This window comes from Fibrobacter succinogenes (assembly GCF_902779965.1).
Taxonomy (GTDB): Bacteria; Fibrobacterota; Fibrobacteria; order Fibrobacterales; family Fibrobacteraceae; genus Fibrobacter; species Fibrobacter succinogenes_F.
In genome coordinates, this window is record NZ_CACZDK010000019.1 from 37,631 (window position 1) to 56,966 (window position 19,336).

Below are 19,336 nucleotides of genomic sequence, written 5' to 3' on the forward strand. Positions count from 1 at the left end.
TTATCAACATATATTTTATGAATTTTAGGGAGCGGGGGAGTTTGTTAATTGTTTTCTAAAAAAGTTATACTAAATTTCAAATCGGATCGAAAATGTTTGGACACTTCGTGTCCTACCTTAATCGCCTCGGTCATAGAACATACAAGTATGTTCTGCGACTCTCGGCTCATAAGGTTTCACGTGAAACATGCAACCATAATTCCAACAAAAGGGAGATTCCCGCTCGGTGGCGGGAATGACAATAAAAAAACTTGAGTTATAAAACTAACAAAGCGCAGCAAGATCTTTTGAACCAGTTCCTCTCGGGACATGGTGCACAGCTGTCCGATGAAACTCTCGACAAGCTTTACCAGTTTGCAGACTTGGTGGTGGACACCAAGGAATATGGTAACTTGATTTCGGCAAAGGATTCTGAAAAGTTTTTAAGCAGGCACATTGCCGACTCGCTCGTTCCCTTTGTGTTTTTAGGAAAGGAAATTTCCGCTCAAGGTGGCAAATTCCGTTGGGTAGATATGGGTGCTGGTGCAGGTTGCCCAGTTTTCCCGCTTGCGATTGCCATGCCGAACGTACAGTTCTATGCTGTCGAACCGCGTCATATGCGCGTGAACTTTATGCAGATGGTCAAGGAAAAACTCCACTTGGATAACTTGACTGTCGTCGGCAAGCGCTTTGAAACTTCCGGTCTTTCCAATCTTGATTTTATCAGTTGCCGTGCCCTTTCGACTTTCGAAAACGATTGGGAACGCGCCAAGGCCGGACTCAAGGCAAGTGGCACATTCGTCACCCTTAAGAGTTACAATAACATTGTCCATTTGGAAAACGATCCAAAAGTTCATATTCAAAAATACGAACTTCCAGAAGAAGAACAGGTGTACGCTTTAGTCACCCGAGGTAATAATGAGTAAAATTATCGCCATATGCAACCAGAAAGGTGGAGTCGGCAAGACTACAACGGCCGTGAACTTGGCCGCCAGTTTTGCAGCCCTTGAAAAGAAGACTCTTCTCTTAGACATGGACCCGCAGGGTAATGCCTCGCAGGGTTTAGGTTTCATGGAATCCCAGGAAATGGATATCCACGAAATCTTGGACATGGCTGGCAATCCGGATAATCTCACAATTGAAAATATTAAGCCTGCCATTTTGGACACGCCGCTTGATTTTTTGAAGATTATTACTTCTGGACCTGACCTCGCTGTCATGGAAATCGAACTTGTCAACGCCATGAGCCGCGAACGCAGACTCGAACGCGTGATGAATATTCTCAAGCAGGAGTTCGATTTCATCATTATCGACGCTCCTCCGAGCTTAAACTTATTAACAATTAATACACTAACAGCAGCGACTAGCGTTCTCATTCCGGTGCAGTGTGAATATTATGCATTGCAGGGTATGACTGAACTTTTCAAGACGATTCGCGAAGTTCAGAAGAACCTGAATTCTAACTTGAAAATCGAAGGCGCTCTCCTCACGATGTACGATTCTCGCTTGAGCCTCTCGAAGCAGGTTGCCGAAGAAGTTCGCGAAAACTTGAGCGATACCGTTTTCCAGACGATGATTCCGCGCAACGTCAAGTTGAGTGAAGCTCCGTCTCACGGCAAGCCGGTCATCCTTTACGATGTTCAGAGCACGGGTTCGCAATCCTACATGAAACTCGCCGAAGAAATATTGAATAAGGAAAAGTGACGAACGTCATCCTGAGGGTACCGAAGGATCCAGGCAACAACTTCACTGGATTCTTCGACTTCGCCTAACGGCTTCGCTCAGAATGACATCAATCTATAACTTTCTCTAGCAACTATTAACTACTAACTGAGAACTAAAAAATGGGTAAACAAGCACTTGGTCGCGGTCTTTCTGCAATTTTCAAAGCACACGATGTTCTCGGCAATTCTGTCGATAACGCTATCAACAATTCCGCAGCTCCTGAAAACGCAAATCCGGATAATCAGAAAATCGTCGAAATCAACATCGACTTGATTGACCCGAACCCGTTCCAGCCGCGTAAGTTCTTCGACGATGACGAACTTGTTGAACTCGCCGAAACCATCGAAAAGCATGGTCTTATCCAGCCGATCGCAGTCCGCAAGGTAGGCGACCGTTACCAGATCATCAGCGGTGAACGCCGTACCCGCGCATCCAAACTCGCAAACTGCAGAACCATCAAGGCTCAGGTTTACGAAAACCTCGACGACAAGACCATGAGCGAATGGGCCTTGATCGAAAATATCCAGCGCGTGGACTTGAACCCGATCGAAGTCGCTCAATCTTATCAACAATTAATTGACAATCACAATTACACACATGAAGACCTTGCAAAGACGGTAGGCAAGTCTCGTTCTGCCATCACGAACGCACTTCGTCTTTTGAAGCTCCCGAACCAGGTCCAGGCATGGATCCAGGAAGGCAAACTTGCAGGTGGTGCCGCCCGTGCTCTTTGCAGTGAAAAAATTGCAGACCCGGAAGCACTCGCCAAACGTGTTATCGAAGAAGGTTTGAACGTTCGCCAGATCGAAGCCATCAGCCGTGGTGAAGATCCGTTTGCACAGACGAGAGACGAGAGTGGAGAGACGAGAGAAGGCAAATCTGAAAATAGTGCAGCCGCTCCTGAAGAAGAGCTCCCGCCGGAAGTTCATGGTTCTGAAGATTTCGAATCTGATGTTCCTGCAAAACCGAAGGTTGAACTCAGCGCCGATATGAAGCAGTTCGAATCACGCCTCGAAACTTTCTTCGGAACGAAGGTCGCCTTGAACCCGAATGCCAAGGACCAGACCAAGGGCACAATTGTTATCAACTATTATTCTATGGATGACCTGACCCGAATCCAGGAAATCATGGAAAACCGCTAACGGTAAAATCGTGAGTCGTAAGTATTACACAATCCAGATCATTCCGGAAAATCCGTACGGCACAAAGAAGTACCGCATTTCGAGCAAGCAGTTTATCTTGTTCAATGTCGGGCTTGTCATTGTCGCCATTATCCTCATTTTATTCATCGTTCACATCGCCAAAATCAACAAGACGCTTGCGAACTATGAAAAAATGCGCGTGCACAATGCGCAGCTCGTGAAGCAGAACGCCAACTACGAAGAGCTCTTTTCACGACTCGATTCCTTGTGGATCATGGAAAACCGTATCCAGAATATTTTCGAAACTTTCCTGGAAAACGACTCCAACAAAATCAACAGCATTATCGAGCGCAACCGATTTGCGCATGTGCCTTCCCAGAAGAACCACATCGATTTCGAAGGTATCCACAACTGGTTGACCACTGACGAAAAAATCAGAATGGAACGTATCCCGAACGTGATTCCGGCCGTGGGCATCATCAGCAAAAAGTTCTCTTACGAAAACAAGCATTTGGGAATTGACATTTCCGCTCGCAAAGGAAACCCGGTTTTTGCATCGGGCAGTGGAAAAGTCACTTTTGCAGGTCATAGCGGCGACCTCGGAAATACAGTTGTCATTGACCACCAGAACGGTTACAAGTCCTCCTATTCACATCTGAAAACGATAAAAACAAAAAGAGGATCTAACGTAACAAAGGGCGATGTCATCGGTTACATTGGAGAAACCGGCAACACGAGCGGCCCGCATTTGCATTACGCTGTTACTAAAAACAACGTTCCACAAGATCCAGAAACGATATTTACTTATTAGAGGTAAGCCATGTCAAAGAACGAACAGGAATTTACCCAAATTGGAAGAAGTGTCCAGGTCGATGGAGACATTACCGGAAAGACGGATTTACGAATTGCCGGTAAGGTTTACGGAAATATTTCTATCGATGGAGAATTGATTCTTGAAAAGTATGCCATTGTAGAAGGCGACGTCAAGTGTGGCGCTGCCATTCTTGCTGGTTCCATCAAAGGCGATGTGGATTGCAAGACAAAGCTTATTCTTCAGGATAACTCCAAAATTGTCGGAAATGTAAAGGCAGAACAGCTTATCATTAACGAAGGTGCCATTTTCCAAGGTAACTGCGACATGAATGAAGCGCTCGCAGCAAAAAAGGAAAAGTAATCAACCACCTATATTAAATAATATTAGATATATTTATATATGATATTTAGTATTTAATGTGGTGAATAGTGAATAAAAATTTTGACCAGGAAACGTAACTCGATGATATTCAACGAGATACGAAAATAAATAAAATGTGGATTAATGTTGAAAATTTCAATTCTATTCACATTCGTCAACGTTGACAGATGTTGAACCTTAGTTTTCAATGTTTATTCACGAGGTGGTAACAAAAGTATGTTGAAGATTTAGTGAAATTGTGCATAAATGCTCATAAAGTATGAACTAAATCACACAAAGTATAAAAAAAACATCCACCATCACGTTTTCTGTTATCAATAGCTATATTCATTTATGATCTACGTAGATGTATGAAAAATAAAGTATTAAAAATAGGTCAGATATCGGACGCCCATATTGGGAGAGATTCTAACCCTGTGCAGGAGATCGATGTTCGGGAGAACTTTCTTACTGCATATAATTCCGATTCCATGAGGAATCTGGATCTTTTGGTACTTTCTGGGGATTTGGCAGACGATGCCGCTCTCGGTGCTTATTCCTTTATTGCCGATATTTTAAAAGATTGCAAAGTTCCGGTATGCATTATTCCGGGAAACCATGACAATTTAGAAGTCATGGAAAAGTTTTTTGATTTGAAGGGTAAAGTTCATAACGGCAAGTGCTATTACCGTTATGATATTGACGGCCGTTCCATTTTCTTTTTAGACAGTGCGAACGGTACGGTTTCTAGCGAACAGCTTTCGTGGCTCGAAGAAGAAACCGCAAAGGTCGATGGTGAAGTTCTGTTGTTCCTCCATCATCCGCCATGTCATTGTGACCACAAGTTCATGGACTTGAGATATTCACTCCAGAATATGGACGAGGTCCAGGCGACGCTTGCGAAGATCAAGAATCTCAAGCATATTTTCGTGGGCCATTATCACAGTGAGATGACGGTGCAGTTGGGAGACAAGACGGTTTATGTAACGCCTTCGACGCAGATGCAGATCGATCCAAACATTTCTGTATTTTGTTTGAGCTCGGCGGCACCGCGTTGGCGCGTGATTGAATGGGGTGAAAATTTTTTGGAAACAAAAGTCTATTTTTAAGGTATATTTTTAGAACAACCCCTTGAAATTTAATATCACTTTTGCTAAATTTGCAATCGATGGCGGTTTAGCTCAGTGGTAGAGCACTGGAATCATAATCCATTGGTCCGGGGTTCAAATCCCTGAACCGCTATTACAAAAAAAAGAGGCGAGCATGTCAAAAAAAATTTTATTAATTTCACTTTTGGCAGTCGCCTCTTTTTTTGTTTCTTGCTCTGACAAGCAGCCTGAAGCAAAGCCGACTACTCAAGTCGTGCTGCCGCAATCGCAGCCTATTGTTCCTGTACTTCCGTTTACGGCTCCTGCAAAATCCAACATTACAGTCGAGAAAGCTGTTACTTACGCAAAGGCAAGCAATGGTCTTGTTGAACTTGGCGTAACGTGGTCCGAACGTATTGACCATGCCAAGGATTTTGAAAAGATCCAGATTCTCAATGCATATAATGTGGCTCGTGACCAGCTTTGTGCACGTGCAGGTTTGCAGGGCGGCATTGCCGAATTCGATTGGATTACGAATGTGGCCATGAAGAATCCGGATAACAAAGTTGCTTTTGAAAAAGCCGGATTCAAGATTAAATAGATTATTAGTTCTAAGTTACTAGAAATATCAAAACAGAATGCCGCGAAGAATCGCGGTTTTTTTTATATGAAAAAATCCCACGACAGCGCGCGGGATGAAAATCTCTAGTAACTCTTAACTAATGACTAGTAACTGTGCCGAAGGCACTTAGTAACTAAGTTCTGCCAACTAACCACTGTTTACTTCCTACTGTCTACTACTCGCTTATAAACTTCCACTTGGCGTTTGATGATGCCGTCCCAGGTGAAGCATTCGCTGATGCGCTTGCGGGCGCCGGCGAGGAGATGCTCTGTTAACGATGGATCGGCTGCGAGTCGCTTGAAGGCGTCGGCAAGCGCGACAGGATTTTTTTCGGGAACGAGGATTCCCGATTCGCCATCGATAACGACGTCCGGGATTCCGCCGACATTGCTTGCGACAATCGGAAGGCCGAGCTCCATGGCTTCGATAAGGACGACTCCGAGTCCTTCGGTGTCGCCTTTGCTGTCGACAATAGCTGGGAGCGTGAAGACGTTTGCCGTGCGGTATTCGTTCGCGAGGTCTTCAGGTGAAAGCTTGCCTGTAAATATGATTTCGGCAGAATCCGGGTTGGATTGCTTCACTTCGTTCGCAATGACGTGAAGTTGCTCGGTCAAATCGCCGACACCGACGATGCGGATTTCGAACTGGTCCGCTGGCAGGTACTTTGCGGCTTCGATAAGGTATGTGATGCCTTTGCGTTCGATGTGACGCCCGACAAAGAGAATCTTGAACTTGCCGTTCACCGGATGCGGAGTACTTCCGACTTCCGACTTCCTACTGTCTACTTCTAAAGTTGTTCCGTACGGGCTCCATTCGACGTTCACGTTGCGGAGTGCCTTGATTTTAGAGGCGGTAAAGCTGGAATTCGCGAAGATTGCTTGCGATTGTCCAATGATAAATTTTAACAGTGGTTTGACCCACTTCTTTTTGCGGATGAGCAAGAGTTCTGCGCCGTGAAAGTTCAGCACAAGCGGGATTTTAAAAAGTTTTGCGGCGCCGAGAGCGATGTAGCCGTGCGGGAATGGCCAATGCGCGTGGATGACATCGGGCTTCCATTTGCGGCAGATGCGCAGGCACTGGAAAAATCCGTTGATGATATAGGGGATGGCAAGCAGTTGCAGCCACGGCTTGGAGGCCATCTTGCTCGGGGCGCCTTCTTCGTGCGTGAGGATTTCCCAGTTGGCGGGTGCGTAACGGAAACGGTTGACGTGAGTGCCATCGATGTCGTGGCTCTTGAGTCCTTTATAGGCGGGGGCGAGTACTTGAATTTCGACGCCCGCTTTTTTCAGGTGTGCGATAGAGGTGCGCAACCATGGGACTTCGGCGTCTTCTTGGAATCTGGGGTAGACGGAGCCTATGACGAGAACTTTCATTGTTCCTGCTTTTGTGTATCTTGTGGCTGAATGTCCTGGATACAGCTCGGATAGACGATGGGCTTCACGTTTTTCTCAAACACGAGGTTCATTATATCGAAGTTGTGCTTGCTCGCAGTGCGCTGAAAACGACCTGCAACGCGGGTCCAGCCTTCTAGCTTGGAGTCCAGAAGCAAAAGCCCGATTCCGCTTTCGTGTTCCAGAAAGCCGATGATATCGCTACCGCGCTTGTTCTTGGAAAGCGTTTCTAAAAAGATATTCCAGAACTGTAGCGCGTTGGCCTTGTTCCCGAGAATATTTTCGAGATTTTCAAAGTCAAATTCTATGTACACGAAGGAACTATTATCCTCGTCACTGCGGATAATTTCTTCTTGACAACGTCTTTCAAAAATATCTTCCGTGTAGATGGAGATATTGTATTGATGTTTTTTAATCAAGTTGAAGAGATCTTCCTTCATCATCGCCCTTAATTTAGTCTATTTTTTATTCATGCAGCGATTGTTAAAATTGAAAAAAGCGCTGAAGAGCAGTGTTTTGGCTACTTCGGTCGAAAATTTTAAAGTTATCAAGTCAGCGACTGGCAAGTACCGTCCGATGACGGCTTTCGAAATCCAGATTTTGGAGAAAAACGGTAACAGTTGCGATGACTGGACAAAGGTGCTGGTTGAGCCGGATTTTGATCCGAATAGAATTTTCCGTTCCAGTTTTATGGGCGATGTGAGGCTGCCGAAGTTTTTCGGTACGCTCCTCTTGCCGGGCGATGTTTCGGTCGCGACTGGTATTTATGATTGCATGGTCCACAACTGCATTATCGAGAACGCCCTGATTTACAAGGTCTCGATGCTTAGCAACGTGCTTGTGCGTGGTAGCGCTGTTGTGCATAATGTGGGTACTCTTGTCAGCAGTGGAAAGATTAACTACATGGTGGGTTCCACTATCAATGTGGGTAACGAGATGGGCGGTCGCGAAGTGCTGGTGTTCCCGGAACTCACAATGGATCTTGTCGATTTGCAGTTGTTCCACAAGGCGGAAGCGAGTGTCCAGAATTCTTTCGTGGAAATGCTTAGCGCTTACCGCTCTGAACTGGCGCTCCCCTTCGGGATTGTGGGGAAGGGCGCGATTGTTTCGAATACGAACATTATCCGTAATAGCTGGATCGGACCGCATGCTCGTATCGAAGGTGCTGCAAAGATTCGCAATTCGATTATTATGAGTTCGCTCGAAGAATCGAGCCATGTCTATGATTCCGTGATTCTCGAAAATACGGATATGCAGATGGGCGTGACGGTACATTCCGGCGCCGAAGTCCAAGGCTCCGTGCTGATGAGTCGCTGCAAGGTGGGGAGCAAGGCTATCGTAAAGTCTTCGATTATTGCGCCGTGCTGCCATATCGAAGAAGGCGAAGTCAACAGTTCGTACATGGGACCGATGACGCAGATGCATCACCACTCGCTTTTGATTGCAGCACTTTGGCCGGAAGGCTGTGGCAACCTGGGCTATGGCGCGAATGTCGGTAGCAATCACACGGGTCGCATGCCGGACCAAGAAGTGATGCCTGGCCAGGGAATGTTCTTTGGGCTTGGCGTGAACATCAAGTTCCCGTCGAATTTCCGCGAGTCGCCGTTTACTTTGATTGCAAGCGGGCTTACGACACTTCCGCAACGGCTCAAGTTCCCGTTCTCGTTGATCCATGCCGGGGACCCGCAGTTGGTGGGCGTAGCGCCGCGCTTGAACGAAATTGTACCGGGCTGGAACTATTCCAAGAATGCGTATGCGCTGGACCGCAATGCGTACAAGTATGCCATTCGCGGGAAAGGCCTTGTTCCGTCTACGTTCTACTCGATTTACAATCCTGAAACGGCGCGCCTTGTGTTTGATGCGTACAATCGTTTGCAGGTGGACAAGATTAAGGACGTTTATACGAAATCCGATATCGATGGCCTTGGTGAAAACTTCATGCGCGAGCGTGTGCGCCAGAGTGCTATCAAGACGTATAGCGAATACTTGGAACGCTATGTGCTTGACTTGATGCTTTCGCTTGTAGAAAGCGATGAGTCACTTTCGAAACAGTCTGTGCGGGAGTTGCGTAAACTCCTTGGCGAGTCGAACAAGGAAATTGCACGCGTTGTATCTTTGCCCGAGACGATGGATGAATTGGTCAAGCGTTACAAGCAGCTCGAAAAGGAATGGTTCGATAACGTAAACCATGGCTTGGATCGCGATAACGAACGCGGCCGCAAGATTTTCGATGACTACGACAGCGCTCATCCGGTAGACAAAGGCTTTATGGAATGGGAAAAAATACGCCTTGAAGAATCGGCAAAGCGCCTGAATGCGATTGTGAAAAATCTCGCTTAGGCGTGGATTGAATTGCGCGGACTTTTTTCTGTTATGTTGTTATATATTTTACTTTGTCTAGAAATTGTTTTGCGGACGTTTCTTGAAATTCGCGAACGTAGGCTTACGCAATTGCGTGGTGGCGTGTTTGCGGTTTTGCGTGCGATTCCGCTTGTAAACGATATTGTGCCGCTTCCAGAAAATCGTAACGAAGTGCCCGAGTCGAAATTTGTGAAGCTGCACGAAGAAGGGCATAAAGTGCTGCATCATGCGATGTTGCGCAACTTGATGAAGATTGCCTTTTGGATGGTGGCGGTGTGGTTCATGGCAGCAATGATGGTGCGCTGGAACGCAAGTTTTATCGAAGCTGTGCTGTGGCTCCATTTGGCGGCAATTCCGTTCCGCATGCTGTTTCATTTTTACTGCTGGAGCCAGGAATACGAATGCGACAGGTATGCGCTAGAAAAGACGGACAAGAAAGTGGCAAAGGCCGCATTGCGCGAACTTGCTGCATGCGAAATTCCGTACACCGCCTTGTTTGCGCTCGTGTATCGTGAACACCCGACTGCTGTGTTGCGCAGCCAAAGACTGCTTCGAAAAGTGGTGAAGTAGTTGCGCTTTCGTGAATGGCGTGCTTGGCCTGTCGACTTATGCAAAATCACTTGCGTTAATTTTGCTGACATCGGCCTTTCCTAGATCGGATAATGCGGCAAGGCGGTTGGCCTGTTTTTCGATGACTTTTTCGAAAAGGTTTCTCACGTAGCGTCCGTTGCCAAAACGGCTGTCCTTGTTTTGCACGGCTTTAGCAATGCATCTTTTCATGGCCACTTCGGCATCGTAGTCCATCTTGTAGTCGTATTTCGACAAGAGCGTTTTGAAAATTTCAGCGAGTTCATCTTCCGTGTAATCGGGGAATTCAATGTACCGGTTGAATCTCGAAGAAAGTCCCGGATTGGAATTCACGAAATTCTTGATTTCGTTCGTGTAGCCTGCGATGATGACCACCAGTCTGTTGCGATCGTCTTCCATGCGCTTGAGGAGCGTGTCTATCGCTTCTTGACCGTAATCGTTTTCGGCATTTTTCGAAAGTGTGTAAGCTTCATCGATAAAGAGGACGCCATCGAGTGCACTGTCAATAACCTTGTTTGTCTTGATTGCCGTTTGCCCCATGTAGCCTGCGACCAAGTCGGCACGCGAGGTTTCGACCAGGTGCCCTTTGGCAAGAACGCCCATGTCCCTGAATATTTCGGCCATGATTCGTGCAATTGTTGTCTTGCCGGTTCCGGGGTTACCGGAAAATACCAAGTGGTAAGATGTCGGCGGAACGGAGAATCCTTTTTTCTTGCGCTCTTTTTGAATCTTGATAAAATTGCGGAATGTAATGACTTCTTTTTTGACCGAAGAAAGCCCGATGAGCTCGTTGAGTCTTGTTATCACATCGCTACTGACGAAATTATCAGGTTCGATTTTAGACTTGTTTTTTATGACCATGTCGTTCAGCGGATTTTTGTAATTCACTTGACGGGTTGTACATTTCACGTATCCCGCCTTGCGCGCAAACAGGTGGTAATTGCCGATGAAACGTTCCAGGTGCTGTAACCACTGGACTTCTTGCGGGGTGAGTTTGCGGTCGATGTTTGCAAGTGCTGCCGAAAAATCATACATCAGGCGCATGTACTTTTGAGTGGCATCCGGTGATAATTCTGAGAAAATGGAAGCGAACAGGAATATTTCGCCTGTAGCTTCGACTTGGGCATGGTTCTTTTGCAAGTTGTCGAGCAGTGAATCCATGTCGATGATTCTATCGACGAATGCCTGGAAAACAAGGCGATTCCAGTCCGTGTTTTCTGGAGCGTTTGTTCGGAGTTTCAAGAGGAGCGTCACGAAACCGCACGATTCAAATGTGTCGAAACTGACCTCGTGTCCGAGCTTTGCCGAAAGGAATGCCACGTCCGAAAGGAATATGGTCGAAAGTTCATGGAATGTATCGCTCCCACTTCCTAGCGAAAAGTGGTTGCGCAGTTTTTCGGCAACGCCGTTGTAGTGTATAAAGTCGTCGAAAAATTTCGAAATTGCAGAAACTGTCGGCTCAAGTCGTTTCATGCTCCGTACGAGTTTCTGATCGATGGTTCCATCGGGCTTGATGGCGGCGGCATACCCTGACTCGCCAAGGGAATTACTTTCTAGCGGGCTGGTCAAAGCCTCTTTCATTAAATCCGCAATCTGTTGCGTAGTTTCGTTTTCGCGGTTCTTGCTCCAAAAGAGAAAACCCATCAGCAAAACAAACAATGCGAACCCGGCAAAAATCAAATATGTAATGGGGCCATAAACGACAGAAAGTTTGACAACAACAATCGTAGCAAACATCAACACCATCGTAATAATGAGCGTTAATCCCTTGATCAAGTTTTGGTTTTTCTTGCTAGACATAAAAATCCTTCTTTATCATCTCAAATGTATAATAATTTCTAGGAGAGTATTGTTTAAATGTAATGACTGGATGTCAGTTGCTAGTTCATAGAACTTAGAACTGCGGCGGATGCGGACTCAGTAACTCGGAACCCGTAAAGAGGCAAACCTAAGAATTAGTTTTTTTGTATATTCTTTGCCACAGAGGTTTTTATGTCCCGAATGAATGATTTGAATGTTTGCAAAAAATCTGTAGCTTTGGTTGCGCTTGCGTTTTTGGCGGTTTCTGCCCACGCTTTTGATTTGTCGGTCAAGGCAAATGTCGATAACGCACAAGTTTTTATCGGTGACAAGTTCAATTACGAGATCCAGGTGACGGCCCCCGAAAATGCCATCGTGGATTTACCGAGCTTTGTCGGGAACCTTGGCAGCTTTGAAGTCAAGGAAATGAAGAACGAAAAGATTACCGAGGGCATGCCTAAGGGAACGGCGAAGTTTACCTGGATTGCAACGCTCAATACATTTGTAAGCGGTGACTTTTTGATTGCACCGCAAGAAGTGAATGCAGTTGTCGGAACGGATACGGTTAAGACGCACACGGACCCGGTCGCGGTCAAGGTTTCGAACCGCACAAACGGCGAAGAAACGGATATCATCGAAGTGGAAGACCCGATGAGCGATCCGCGCCTTCCGCAGTGGCTCTATGTGATATTCGCTGTGCTTGGCGTAGCTTTGCTCGTGTTCCTTGGATGGTTCTTGCACAAGAAATTTGCAAAACGTGGCGAGGCGCCTCAATTGCCGCCGTACGAAGAAGCGGTACTTGCACTCAAGAATTTGCGCAACAGAAATTACCTTGCCGAAGGCAATCAAGGCGATTTCTTTATGTCGCTTGGCTTTATTACTCGCCGTTACATCGAAAGGCGTTTTGAAGTCGATATTTTGGATGCAACCGTTGCCGAACTCAAGAAGCGTATGTCGCATGTGGCAGGCCTCCCGCAGGCTTACAAGGAATCCGTGGTGACGCTCGCTGTTGAAACGGAACCGGTCAAGTTCGCGAAGATGAAGCTCGAAGGCGAACGCTGCAAGTTCTGGGACGAATGGGCCGACCGCCTGCTCGAAGACACCAAGCCCGTGCCGGAAGAAGAAAAAGCGAAGAAGTAGATTTAAAAGAAGGAGAAAAAACATGGTCACTCTTATTGTTATCGCTGTCATAGTGGTTCTTATCTTGTGCTTCATTTCCATGTACAATGGACTTGTGAAGCTACGCAACAATCGCGAGAATGCATTTGCAAATATCGATGTGCAGCTCAAGCAGCGCTATGATCTTGTGCCGCAGTTGGTCTCGACGGTCAAGGGTTATGCTTCTCACGAAAAGGAAGTGCTTGAAAAGGTGACGGCCGCCCGTACTGCTGCCATGAATGCAACGACTATCGACGAGAAGGTTGCTGCGGACAAGGCGATGAGTAGCGCGCTTTCGGGACTCAAGATATCGCTCGAAGCGTATCCGGAACTCAAGGCTAACCAGAACTTCTTGCAGTTGCAGACAGAACTTGCGGATATCGAAAACAAGCTTGCCGCTGCCCGCCGCTTCTTCAATTCTACGACTCGCGAATTCAACAACGCTTGCGAAACATTCCCGAGCAATATCATTGCCGGCATGTTCAACTTTAAGCGTGCTGCCATGTACGAGGCCACTGAAAATCGCGAAACACTCGAAAAAGCACCAGAGGTGAAGTTTTAATGAGTAGACAGTAGGCAGTAAACAGTAAAATAATGGCGCGACTGGTGTCGCGCGTTTAACTAGCGCCTTCGGCGCATTTTTCTCCGTCTACTTCCTACTTCTAACTTCCTACTGCCTATGCGTTACGTCGGTATCCAGACTCAGATTTGGCGGAATAACCGCAATACGGCGATACTGCTTTGTACGTTCCCGCTGCTTGTGCTGGGAATGGTTTTGGGTTCTATCGCCATGCTCGACTGGATCGGTTTTTTTTGCTGGGAAGGGCGCTGTGATGCCGGGAGGCAGGCTGCGGCGTTGCATTGGCCTGTCATTTGGGAAATTTTTTATTCGGTAGCGCCGTATGTGCTTGCGATAACCGCGATTTGGTTTATCATTGCCTATTTCGCAAACGTTTCTATCATCCGTCATGCCACGCATGCGCGCCCGCTCGAACGCAAGGAAAATTTGCGTGTTTATAACATCGTCGAGAATCTCTGCATTGCAGGCGGCATCGAGATGCCGAAAATCAACATTGTGAATGATTCGAGCTTGAACGCTTTTGCAAGCGGTATTGACATCAATTCTTATACGATTACACTCACGACGGGAATTATAGACAAGCTGGACGATGCGGAACTTTCGGCCGTTGTGGGCCACGAGCTTACGCACATCAAGAATCGCGATACGCGCCTCATGGTGGTGTGCATCGTGTTTGTAGGGATTTTCTCCATGCTTATGCACGGGATATTCCAGATTTTAGGTTCTATGTCGCATACGCCGCGCCGCTCCAGCCGTAAGGGCAATGGTGGCGGTATAATTATCGTTTTGCTCGTCGTTTTGCTTTGGTCAATCGTGGGGTATTTCTTTAGTTCGCTCACTCGACTTGCGATTTCTCGAAAGCGCGAGTACGTTGCCGATGCTGGCGGTGCCGAGCTTTGCGGTGACCCGCTTGCTCTTGCTTCGGCGCTCCGGAAAATTTCGGACGATCCGGGGCTTGGTAATGTGAATCGCAGCGACATTGCTCAGTTGTACGTGATTCACCCAGACGAAGAAGCCGATAACGACATGGGCCTTAAAGGTTGGGTGGCAAAGGCGAACATCTTGTTCTGCACGCACCCGGATACGCCCGAACGCATTAAGTTGCTCGAACAATTTTAATTATTTGCAAATAGAAAAGGCACCCCGTCTGGGGTGCCTTAAACCTTCCTATGAAAGATTAGAATTGTGCCTTAAGAGCTTGCGGGCATGGAACTTCTTTATAAGTGTGGTTCGGGTTGCCTGCGGCTTCCATCCATGTAGCGAGGAAGAGGCAGCCTTCCTTGGCTTGGGGGTCGTTTGCAAAGGAGCTGTTGCATTTCTTGGTGAGGCATTCTTTACGCTTGGTGAGAAGGTCGCCGTTGTAGCCAACTTCTTCTTCGCAGTCGGAAAGGAGACCGCCGTACTGTTTGCCTTGTGCACCCCAACCCATGCCTGCACAGCCGTTAAATGCACCTACGCCACCGCCCGGAATCATGATGTCGAACTGGCCACCCTGCACATCGTAACCGATGTTGGATGCCATCACGACGAGAGTCTTGCCCTTGAGTGCCTGGTGGTTTGCCTTGGTTTCGTACTTGCCTGTACCGGTAAAGGTGAGAGCGAAGCACTTGCCGCATGTTGCATCGTTACCCGGAGTTGCAGCGAACGCGTAGGCGAGCTTGTCGCTCACGATTATAGGAATCTGGCTTGTGCAAGTGGTGCCCTGGCCACCGGAGCAGATGCTACCATTCGTGTTGCCGATCGGGGTCTTGCCCTTGGCATCGCAAGTCTTGGCAGCGCCGCCGTGTTCCGGCCATGCACAGTGAGGCATGCAGCAATCCCAATAACGGGTGGCAAAGCCCTGCTGTCCACCGGCGCCTGCATTGAGGTACTGGGCTTCTTCAGCGGAAGCGTTGGGGTTGCTCTGTGAGCTCGAAGATTTGGGAGCACTGCTGCTAGAGGATTTCAGCTGGCTGCTAGAAGACTTCGGTTGACTGCTGGAAGACTTCGGCTGTTGCGTAGACGAAGAGGACTTCACGCTGGAGCTGGACTTCGGCTGTTGCTGTTGAGACGAGCTGCTTGCCGGTGCGGCGCCAGTCATGTTTTGGCAATTCTGATTGTTCGGGTCGTAATAGCAGTTTAATTTGCAGGATTCATCGTAGGCGTATTTTTCGCCTTTAGATCCCGTCTGTTGGTCGTGATATCCAACGCATTTATCCGAGGCGCTGTCGTAGCATTGGCCGTTGCATTGCTTGTCCGACTTGGCGGAGGAAGATTTTGGCTGTTGCTGCGAAGAAGAGCTTGCCGGCTTTGGCGGGTCAATCTTCTGCGAAGAGGAAGAGGCAACCGGGTTCGGAGTCTTGGCAGAGCTAGAACTCGGGCCCGAAATGAATACAGACGAGCTACTTACGATAATGCCTGAGCCAGAATTTGCTGCGGAAGAGGAGTTTGGCGTAACGACTCCGCCTGAAATTTTATTTCCCAGAAGATCAGTCTTGGAACCATCAGGGTTGGTGATGGTCTTATCCGGATTCACGATGGGAAGCGTCGCGAGGTTCACGTTGGCAACAATCGTATTGCCGTTTGCATCAACGATGGTATTCGTAGCGACATCGAATGTGCCGACAGGAATGCTATTTTCGTTGGTGACAAGATAAGTGCCTGTTCCGTTGGGCACAATCAAGAAAGTCTGTGTGCCTACCGTAATCTTCCAGCAGCTTTGATCTACTTCAAGCGCTGGTTTTGGTGTGAGTATTGCTCCAGTGTCTTGTGGTGTGGAGGCGAGATCTTCGGAACAGTTCCATGCAATAAAGGAAAGGCCGAAAATGGCGAGGGTTTTGAAAAATTTATTCTTCATAGTGTATACTAAGCCCTTGAAAAGTTGCACCCATGAATCCAATCATCCCAGCGTAAAGATAAAATCTTATTGAAAAAAATGCTCGTAAATAAGAGTAAAAAGAACTAAACAGGGATTAGTTGTGAGGCCTAACACAACTTGTTTATTATCAAAGACTTACAAAAAAGAAAAACGCCCCGATTGTGGGGCGTTTACTTTCGTTTTAGACTTTTCTATTAGTACTTGTCCTTGAGCACTTGCGGGCATTCCACTTCCACATAGTTGTGTTCCGGATTACCTGCAGCGCCCATCCAGTCGGCAAGGAAGAGGCATCCCTTTCTTGCTTGTTCATCGTTGGAGAAGGACTTGTTGCACTTTTCGGTGAGACAGCTCTTATACTTTGCAGCGGAGTATTTAGTTTCGGTTTCGCAGTCGGAGAGGAGACCGCCATACTGTTGACCTTGGCTGCCCCAGCCCATCTGGCTGCAGCCATTAAAGGCACCAACGCCACCACCCGGAATCATGATGTCGAACTGACCCTGGTTCACGTCGCCACCGATGTTGGTCACCATGATGATGAGCTTCTTGCCTTTGAGCTTTTTGGTATTTGCGTTGGTTGAGCTGTAGTGCCCTTCGCCAGTAAACGTGAGCTGGAAGCATTTGCCGCACTGTCCGCCGTTGGATGCAGGCACTGCTGCGAATGCGAATGCCATTTCGGTACAGCCGTCAACTGTGAACGGAATCTGGCTTGTGCAAGTGGCACCTGCGCCGCCGGAGCAAACGCTGCCGCTGCCGTTACCGATGGTGTTCTTGCCTTTGGAATCGCAAACCTTGGCCGGATTTCCACCAGAGTTTTCGTTCCAGGAGCAGCTCGGCATGCAGCAATCCCAGTAACGGGTTGCCCAGCCAGAACCGCTTGCGCCGCCCTTGGTCTTGATGGTCGGGCATTGGCCGGTGACAGCTGAAGAACTGCTGCTCTTCGGTTGAGAAGAACTGCTGCTCTTCGGTTGAGAAGAACTGCTGCTCTTGGGAGTGGAACTACTGCTCTTCGGTTGAGAAGAACTACTGCTCTTCGGTTGAGAAGAACTGCTCAAGACGGGCGCCTGCGAGCTTGAAGAAACGACAGGAGGAACATAGTCTACGCATTTTCCACCCGGCAAAAGAATCGGGAGTGCTACGATGTTCGCTGTTGTAATCGGGGTTCTCTTATCGGTTTTGTAGATAGTTCCCGTTGTGAAGTCGACATAACCGATGGTGGTTCCGTCCGGCGATGTGACAACGGTGGTTTCATAAATGAGATAGTCACCCGTTGCATCCTTCAAGTGGTATGCCGGTTGCACAATTTTGTAACGGACACCATCCCCATTAATAATTGGTTGCATTGCAAGGTCGATGTTATTGACAATCGGATTGCCAGAAAAGTCGATTATGTTCACAACTGTATTTTGGACTGCAACGGCCGTACCGACTAGATTGCCGGTTTTATCTGTTACCGTGAAATCTTCATAGATAAGGTAGTCCTTGTCTGCTTTGAGATACCAAGCGCTAATGCAAGACGAAATGGATGCATCGGGTTGTGGGACTGGATTTGTATTGCACTTCGACGGATCACCAGTGAGCTTCGTCGTTTTGCTTAAATCCACTTGGTTGATCAAAATGTTTCCGGCCATGTCCTTGACAACGGCAGCTGTTGTGCCTGGAAAAAAGACAATCGTACCGACTTGTTGGTCGGCAAGGTCTGTAACTCTTTGGTCTTGGTATGCCAGTAATCCTTGATCGGGGAAGTACCAAGCGTCTGCGCATGGTACAGGAATTTCACTGCCGCCATTATCGCTAGGCGACGGCTTATCGTCTGAACAAGAGCAAACCAGCATAAGAGTCCCGAGCGAAATCAGGGACTTCAAAAGGGGATAATTCATAGAAGTTCCTCGGATAAAAATCTCCAAACACCTCTATTAAAGATAGAAATATTAGATATAATGTCTTGTAAAAAAACTTTTCAGGCAAAAATAGTGTTTTGCAAATCACATTGAGTGCTATGAGGTGGTCGAGGTTTTTATGTCCGAAGTACCATCGAAAATTTTTTTGTCTTTTTCGGTTTTCATTTTTTGAACAACTTTCTTGGTGGCGCCTGTCGATTGAATTTTGATTTGATTGAATATCAATGTGTTACGGAAACCGGGAAAAATTGTAAATCTTTGTAAAATTACATCATGTAAAAAAGATTTTACAATTGAATAGGCTACGAAAGCTACGTGTGTTATGAATTTGTGAAGAATGTTGATAAAATGTTGGAAAATTGGTTTTATAGTTGAAATAAAATATTGAACCTTTGAAATTTGAGCAAAAAAGGGCATTTGGACGTAGCAAATTGGCCGTGATTTTGGTCACCGAAAATGTCCCCGAAAACCTGTGGATAAGTCCGAAAAACCGCATTTTTGGCGAAATTTCAAAAGAAAAAATCTTGCAAATAATCTAGAAATTATTAAATTTGTGTTCCAATTTCGCAGAGTACCGCTTCCTATGCTTTGCGAAAATCCGGAGAACTCAAGTAGTTCTCTTGAACTTGAAGCGATAAACCTTCTGCTGAAGAAGAGGAAAAAATGGCAAAAGAACATTTTGACAGAAGCAAGCCGCACTGCAACATCGGCACCATCGGCCACGTTGCACGTTGACCACGGTAAAACCACTTTGACCGCTGCAATCTGCACCACCCTTGCTGCTAAGGGTCTTGCCGCTGCAAAGCGTTTCGACGAAATCGACAACGCTCCGGAAGAAAAGGCTCGTGGTATCACGATTAACACCTCCCACGTGGAATACACCACCGCTAACCGTCACTACGCACACGTCGACTGCCCGGGGCATGCTGACTATGTGAAGAACATGGTGACTGGTGCTGCTCAGATGGACGGC

Annotated in this window: 17 protein-coding genes, 1 tRNA gene and 1 pseudogene; 14 read left to right on the forward strand and 5 right to left on the reverse strand. The window is 47.2% G+C overall.

Annotated elements, in window-relative coordinates:
- Window positions 1-251: 251 nt before the first annotated feature.
- The 8 genes from HUF13_RS10070 to HUF13_RS10105 all read left to right on the forward strand — a co-directional run bounded on the left by HUF13_RS10070 (window position 252) and on the right by HUF13_RS10105 (window position 5,709).
- A complete protein-coding gene (locus HUF13_RS10070; protein WP_173475005.1) occupies window positions 252-905 on the forward strand; it encodes a 16S rRNA (guanine(527)-N(7))-methyltransferase RsmG in 654 nt (217 codons plus the stop codon).
- Entirely contained in the window at window positions 898-1,683 is a 786-nt protein-coding gene (locus HUF13_RS10075; protein WP_173475006.1) for a ParA family protein, read from the forward strand. The genes HUF13_RS10070 and HUF13_RS10075 overlap by 8 nt, the downstream gene beginning before the upstream one ends.
- A 140-nt stretch (window positions 1,684-1,823) precedes the next feature.
- Entirely contained in the window at window positions 1,824-2,846 is a 1,023-nt protein-coding gene (locus HUF13_RS10080) for a ParB/RepB/Spo0J family partition protein (RefSeq protein WP_173475007.1), read from the forward strand.
- Between the two features lie 10 nt (window positions 2,847-2,856).
- The gene (locus HUF13_RS10085) at window positions 2,857-3,657 is read left to right on the forward strand and encodes a M23 family metallopeptidase (protein ID WP_173475008.1); all 801 of its coding nucleotides are present in this window, start codon (window positions 2,857-2,859) and stop codon (window positions 3,655-3,657) included.
- 9 nt (window positions 3,658-3,666) lie between these two features.
- Window positions 3,667-4,020 carry a polymer-forming cytoskeletal protein gene (locus HUF13_RS10090; RefSeq protein WP_173475009.1) on the forward strand — a complete coding sequence of 118 codons (354 nt, stop codon included), beginning with the start codon at window positions 3,667-3,669 and terminating at the stop codon, window positions 4,018-4,020.
- 371 nt (window positions 4,021-4,391) lie between these two features.
- Window positions 4,392-5,129, forward strand: a complete 738-nt coding sequence (locus HUF13_RS10095; protein WP_304039069.1) for a metallophosphoesterase — start codon at window positions 4,392-4,394, stop codon at window positions 5,127-5,129.
- 61 nt (window positions 5,130-5,190) lie between these two features.
- Window positions 5,191-5,262 (forward strand) — tRNA-Met (locus HUF13_RS10100).
- 21 nt (window positions 5,263-5,283) lie between these two features.
- Window positions 5,284-5,709, forward strand: a complete 426-nt coding sequence (locus tag HUF13_RS10105; RefSeq protein WP_173475010.1) for a hypothetical protein — start codon at window positions 5,284-5,286, stop codon at window positions 5,707-5,709.
- A 179-nt stretch (window positions 5,710-5,888) separates the two neighbouring features.
- Here HUF13_RS10105 and HUF13_RS10110 read toward each other — a convergent pair whose 3' ends face one another.
- Together HUF13_RS10110 and HUF13_RS10115 are read right to left on the reverse strand one after the other, a co-directional pair.
- Window positions 5,889-7,103 carry a glycosyltransferase gene (locus tag HUF13_RS10110; RefSeq protein WP_173475011.1) on the reverse strand — a complete coding sequence of 405 codons (1,215 nt, stop codon included), beginning with the start codon at window positions 7,101-7,103 and terminating at the stop codon, window positions 5,889-5,891.
- Window positions 7,100-7,564, reverse strand: a complete 465-nt coding sequence (locus tag HUF13_RS10115) for a hypothetical protein (RefSeq protein ID WP_173475012.1) — start codon at window positions 7,562-7,564, stop codon at window positions 7,100-7,102. The genes HUF13_RS10110 and HUF13_RS10115 overlap by 4 nt, the downstream gene beginning before the upstream one ends.
- 73 nt (window positions 7,565-7,637) lie before the next feature.
- Between HUF13_RS10115 and HUF13_RS10120 the strand changes: the two genes are divergently transcribed.
- Window positions 7,638-9,461: a DUF4954 family protein gene (locus HUF13_RS10120; RefSeq protein ID WP_304039071.1), complete on the forward strand. Its 1,824-nt coding sequence runs from the start codon at window positions 7,638-7,640 to the stop codon at window positions 9,459-9,461.
- Window positions 9,462-9,530: 69 nt separating this feature from the next.
- A complete protein-coding gene (locus tag HUF13_RS10125; protein WP_173475014.1) occupies window positions 9,531-10,052 on the forward strand; it encodes a M48 family metalloprotease in 522 nt (173 codons plus the stop codon).
- A 36-nt stretch (window positions 10,053-10,088) separates the two neighbouring features.
- On the opposite strand, the gene HUF13_RS10130 is transcribed toward HUF13_RS10125, so the two are convergent.
- The gene (locus tag HUF13_RS10130; RefSeq protein WP_173475015.1) at window positions 10,089-11,870 is read right to left on the reverse strand and encodes an AAA family ATPase; all 1,782 of its coding nucleotides are present in this window, start codon (window positions 11,868-11,870) and stop codon (window positions 10,089-10,091) included.
- Window positions 11,871-12,062: 192 nt separating this feature from the next.
- Here HUF13_RS10130 and HUF13_RS10135 point away from each other — a divergent pair, with 192 nt between their 5' ends.
- From HUF13_RS10135 to HUF13_RS10145, 3 genes are all read left to right on the forward strand, one after another.
- Complete coding sequence (locus tag HUF13_RS10135) at window positions 12,063-13,010, forward strand: BatD family protein (RefSeq protein WP_304039073.1); 948 nt, start codon at window positions 12,063-12,065, stop codon at window positions 13,008-13,010.
- A gap of 22 nt (window positions 13,011-13,032) precedes the next feature.
- Complete coding sequence (locus HUF13_RS10140) at window positions 13,033-13,590, forward strand: LemA family protein (protein WP_173475016.1); 558 nt, start codon at window positions 13,033-13,035, stop codon at window positions 13,588-13,590.
- A gap of 117 nt (window positions 13,591-13,707) precedes the next feature.
- On the forward strand, window positions 13,708-14,727 hold the full coding sequence (locus HUF13_RS10145) for a M48 family metallopeptidase (protein WP_173475017.1): 1,020 nt from the start codon (window positions 13,708-13,710) through the stop codon (window positions 14,725-14,727).
- A 58-nt stretch (window positions 14,728-14,785) separates the two neighbouring features.
- On the opposite strand, the gene HUF13_RS10150 is transcribed toward HUF13_RS10145, so the two are convergent.
- Together HUF13_RS10150 and HUF13_RS10155 are read right to left on the reverse strand one after the other, a co-directional pair.
- On the reverse strand, window positions 14,786-16,444 hold the full coding sequence (locus HUF13_RS10150; RefSeq protein ID WP_173475018.1) for a glycosyl hydrolase family 5: 1,659 nt from the start codon (window positions 16,442-16,444) through the stop codon (window positions 14,786-14,788).
- A 215-nt stretch (window positions 16,445-16,659) separates the two neighbouring features.
- Window positions 16,660-18,342 (reverse strand): glycosyl hydrolase family 5, encoded by a 1,683-nt coding sequence (locus HUF13_RS10155; protein WP_173475019.1) that lies wholly within the window; start codon window positions 18,340-18,342, stop codon window positions 16,660-16,662.
- A 684-nt stretch (window positions 18,343-19,026) separates the two neighbouring features.
- Between HUF13_RS10155 and HUF13_RS10160 the strand changes: the two are divergent.
- A pseudogene (locus HUF13_RS10160) lies at window positions 19,027-19,336 on the forward strand (GTP-binding protein); the annotation flags it as partial.

What these genes read in the sequence shown, in the direction of transcription:
- HUF13_RS10075 (WP_173475006.1), top strand. Translation starts at nt 898, where the DNA reads ATGAGTAAAATTATCGCCATATGCAACCAGAAAGGTGGAGTCGGCAAG.
- HUF13_RS10080 (WP_173475007.1), top strand. Translation starts at nt 1,824, where the DNA reads ATGGGTAAACAAGCACTTGGTCGCGGTCTTTCTGCAATTTTCAAAGCA.
- HUF13_RS10090 (WP_173475009.1), top strand. Translation starts at nt 3,667, where the DNA reads ATGTCAAAGAACGAACAGGAATTTACCCAAATTGGAAGAAGTGTCCAG.
- HUF13_RS10095 (WP_304039069.1), top strand. Translation starts at nt 4,392, where the DNA reads ATGAAAAATAAAGTATTAAAAATAGGTCAGATATCGGACGCCCATATT.
- HUF13_RS10105 (WP_173475010.1), top strand. Translation starts at nt 5,284, where the DNA reads ATGTCAAAAAAAATTTTATTAATTTCACTTTTGGCAGTCGCCTCTTTT.
- HUF13_RS10110 (WP_173475011.1), bottom strand. Translation starts at nt 7,103, where the DNA reads ATGAAAGTTCTCGTCATAGGCTCCGTCTACCCCAGATTCCAAGAAGAC.
- HUF13_RS10115 (WP_173475012.1), bottom strand. Translation starts at nt 7,564, where the DNA reads ATGATGAAGGAAGATCTCTTCAACTTGATTAAAAAACATCAATACAAT.
- HUF13_RS10130 (WP_173475015.1), bottom strand. Translation starts at nt 11,870, where the DNA reads ATGTCTAGCAAGAAAAACCAAAACTTGATCAAGGGATTAACGCTCATT.
- HUF13_RS10135 (WP_304039073.1), top strand. Translation starts at nt 12,063, where the DNA reads ATGTCCCGAATGAATGATTTGAATGTTTGCAAAAAATCTGTAGCTTTG.
- HUF13_RS10140 (WP_173475016.1), top strand. Translation starts at nt 13,033, where the DNA reads ATGGTCACTCTTATTGTTATCGCTGTCATAGTGGTTCTTATCTTGTGC.
- HUF13_RS10145 (WP_173475017.1), top strand. Translation starts at nt 13,708, where the DNA reads ATGCGTTACGTCGGTATCCAGACTCAGATTTGGCGGAATAACCGCAAT.
- HUF13_RS10150 (WP_173475018.1), bottom strand. Translation starts at nt 16,444, where the DNA reads ATGAAGAATAAATTTTTCAAAACCCTCGCCATTTTCGGCCTTTCCTTT.
- HUF13_RS10155 (WP_173475019.1), bottom strand. Translation starts at nt 18,342, where the DNA reads ATGAATTATCCCCTTTTGAAGTCCCTGATTTCGCTCGGGACTCTTATG.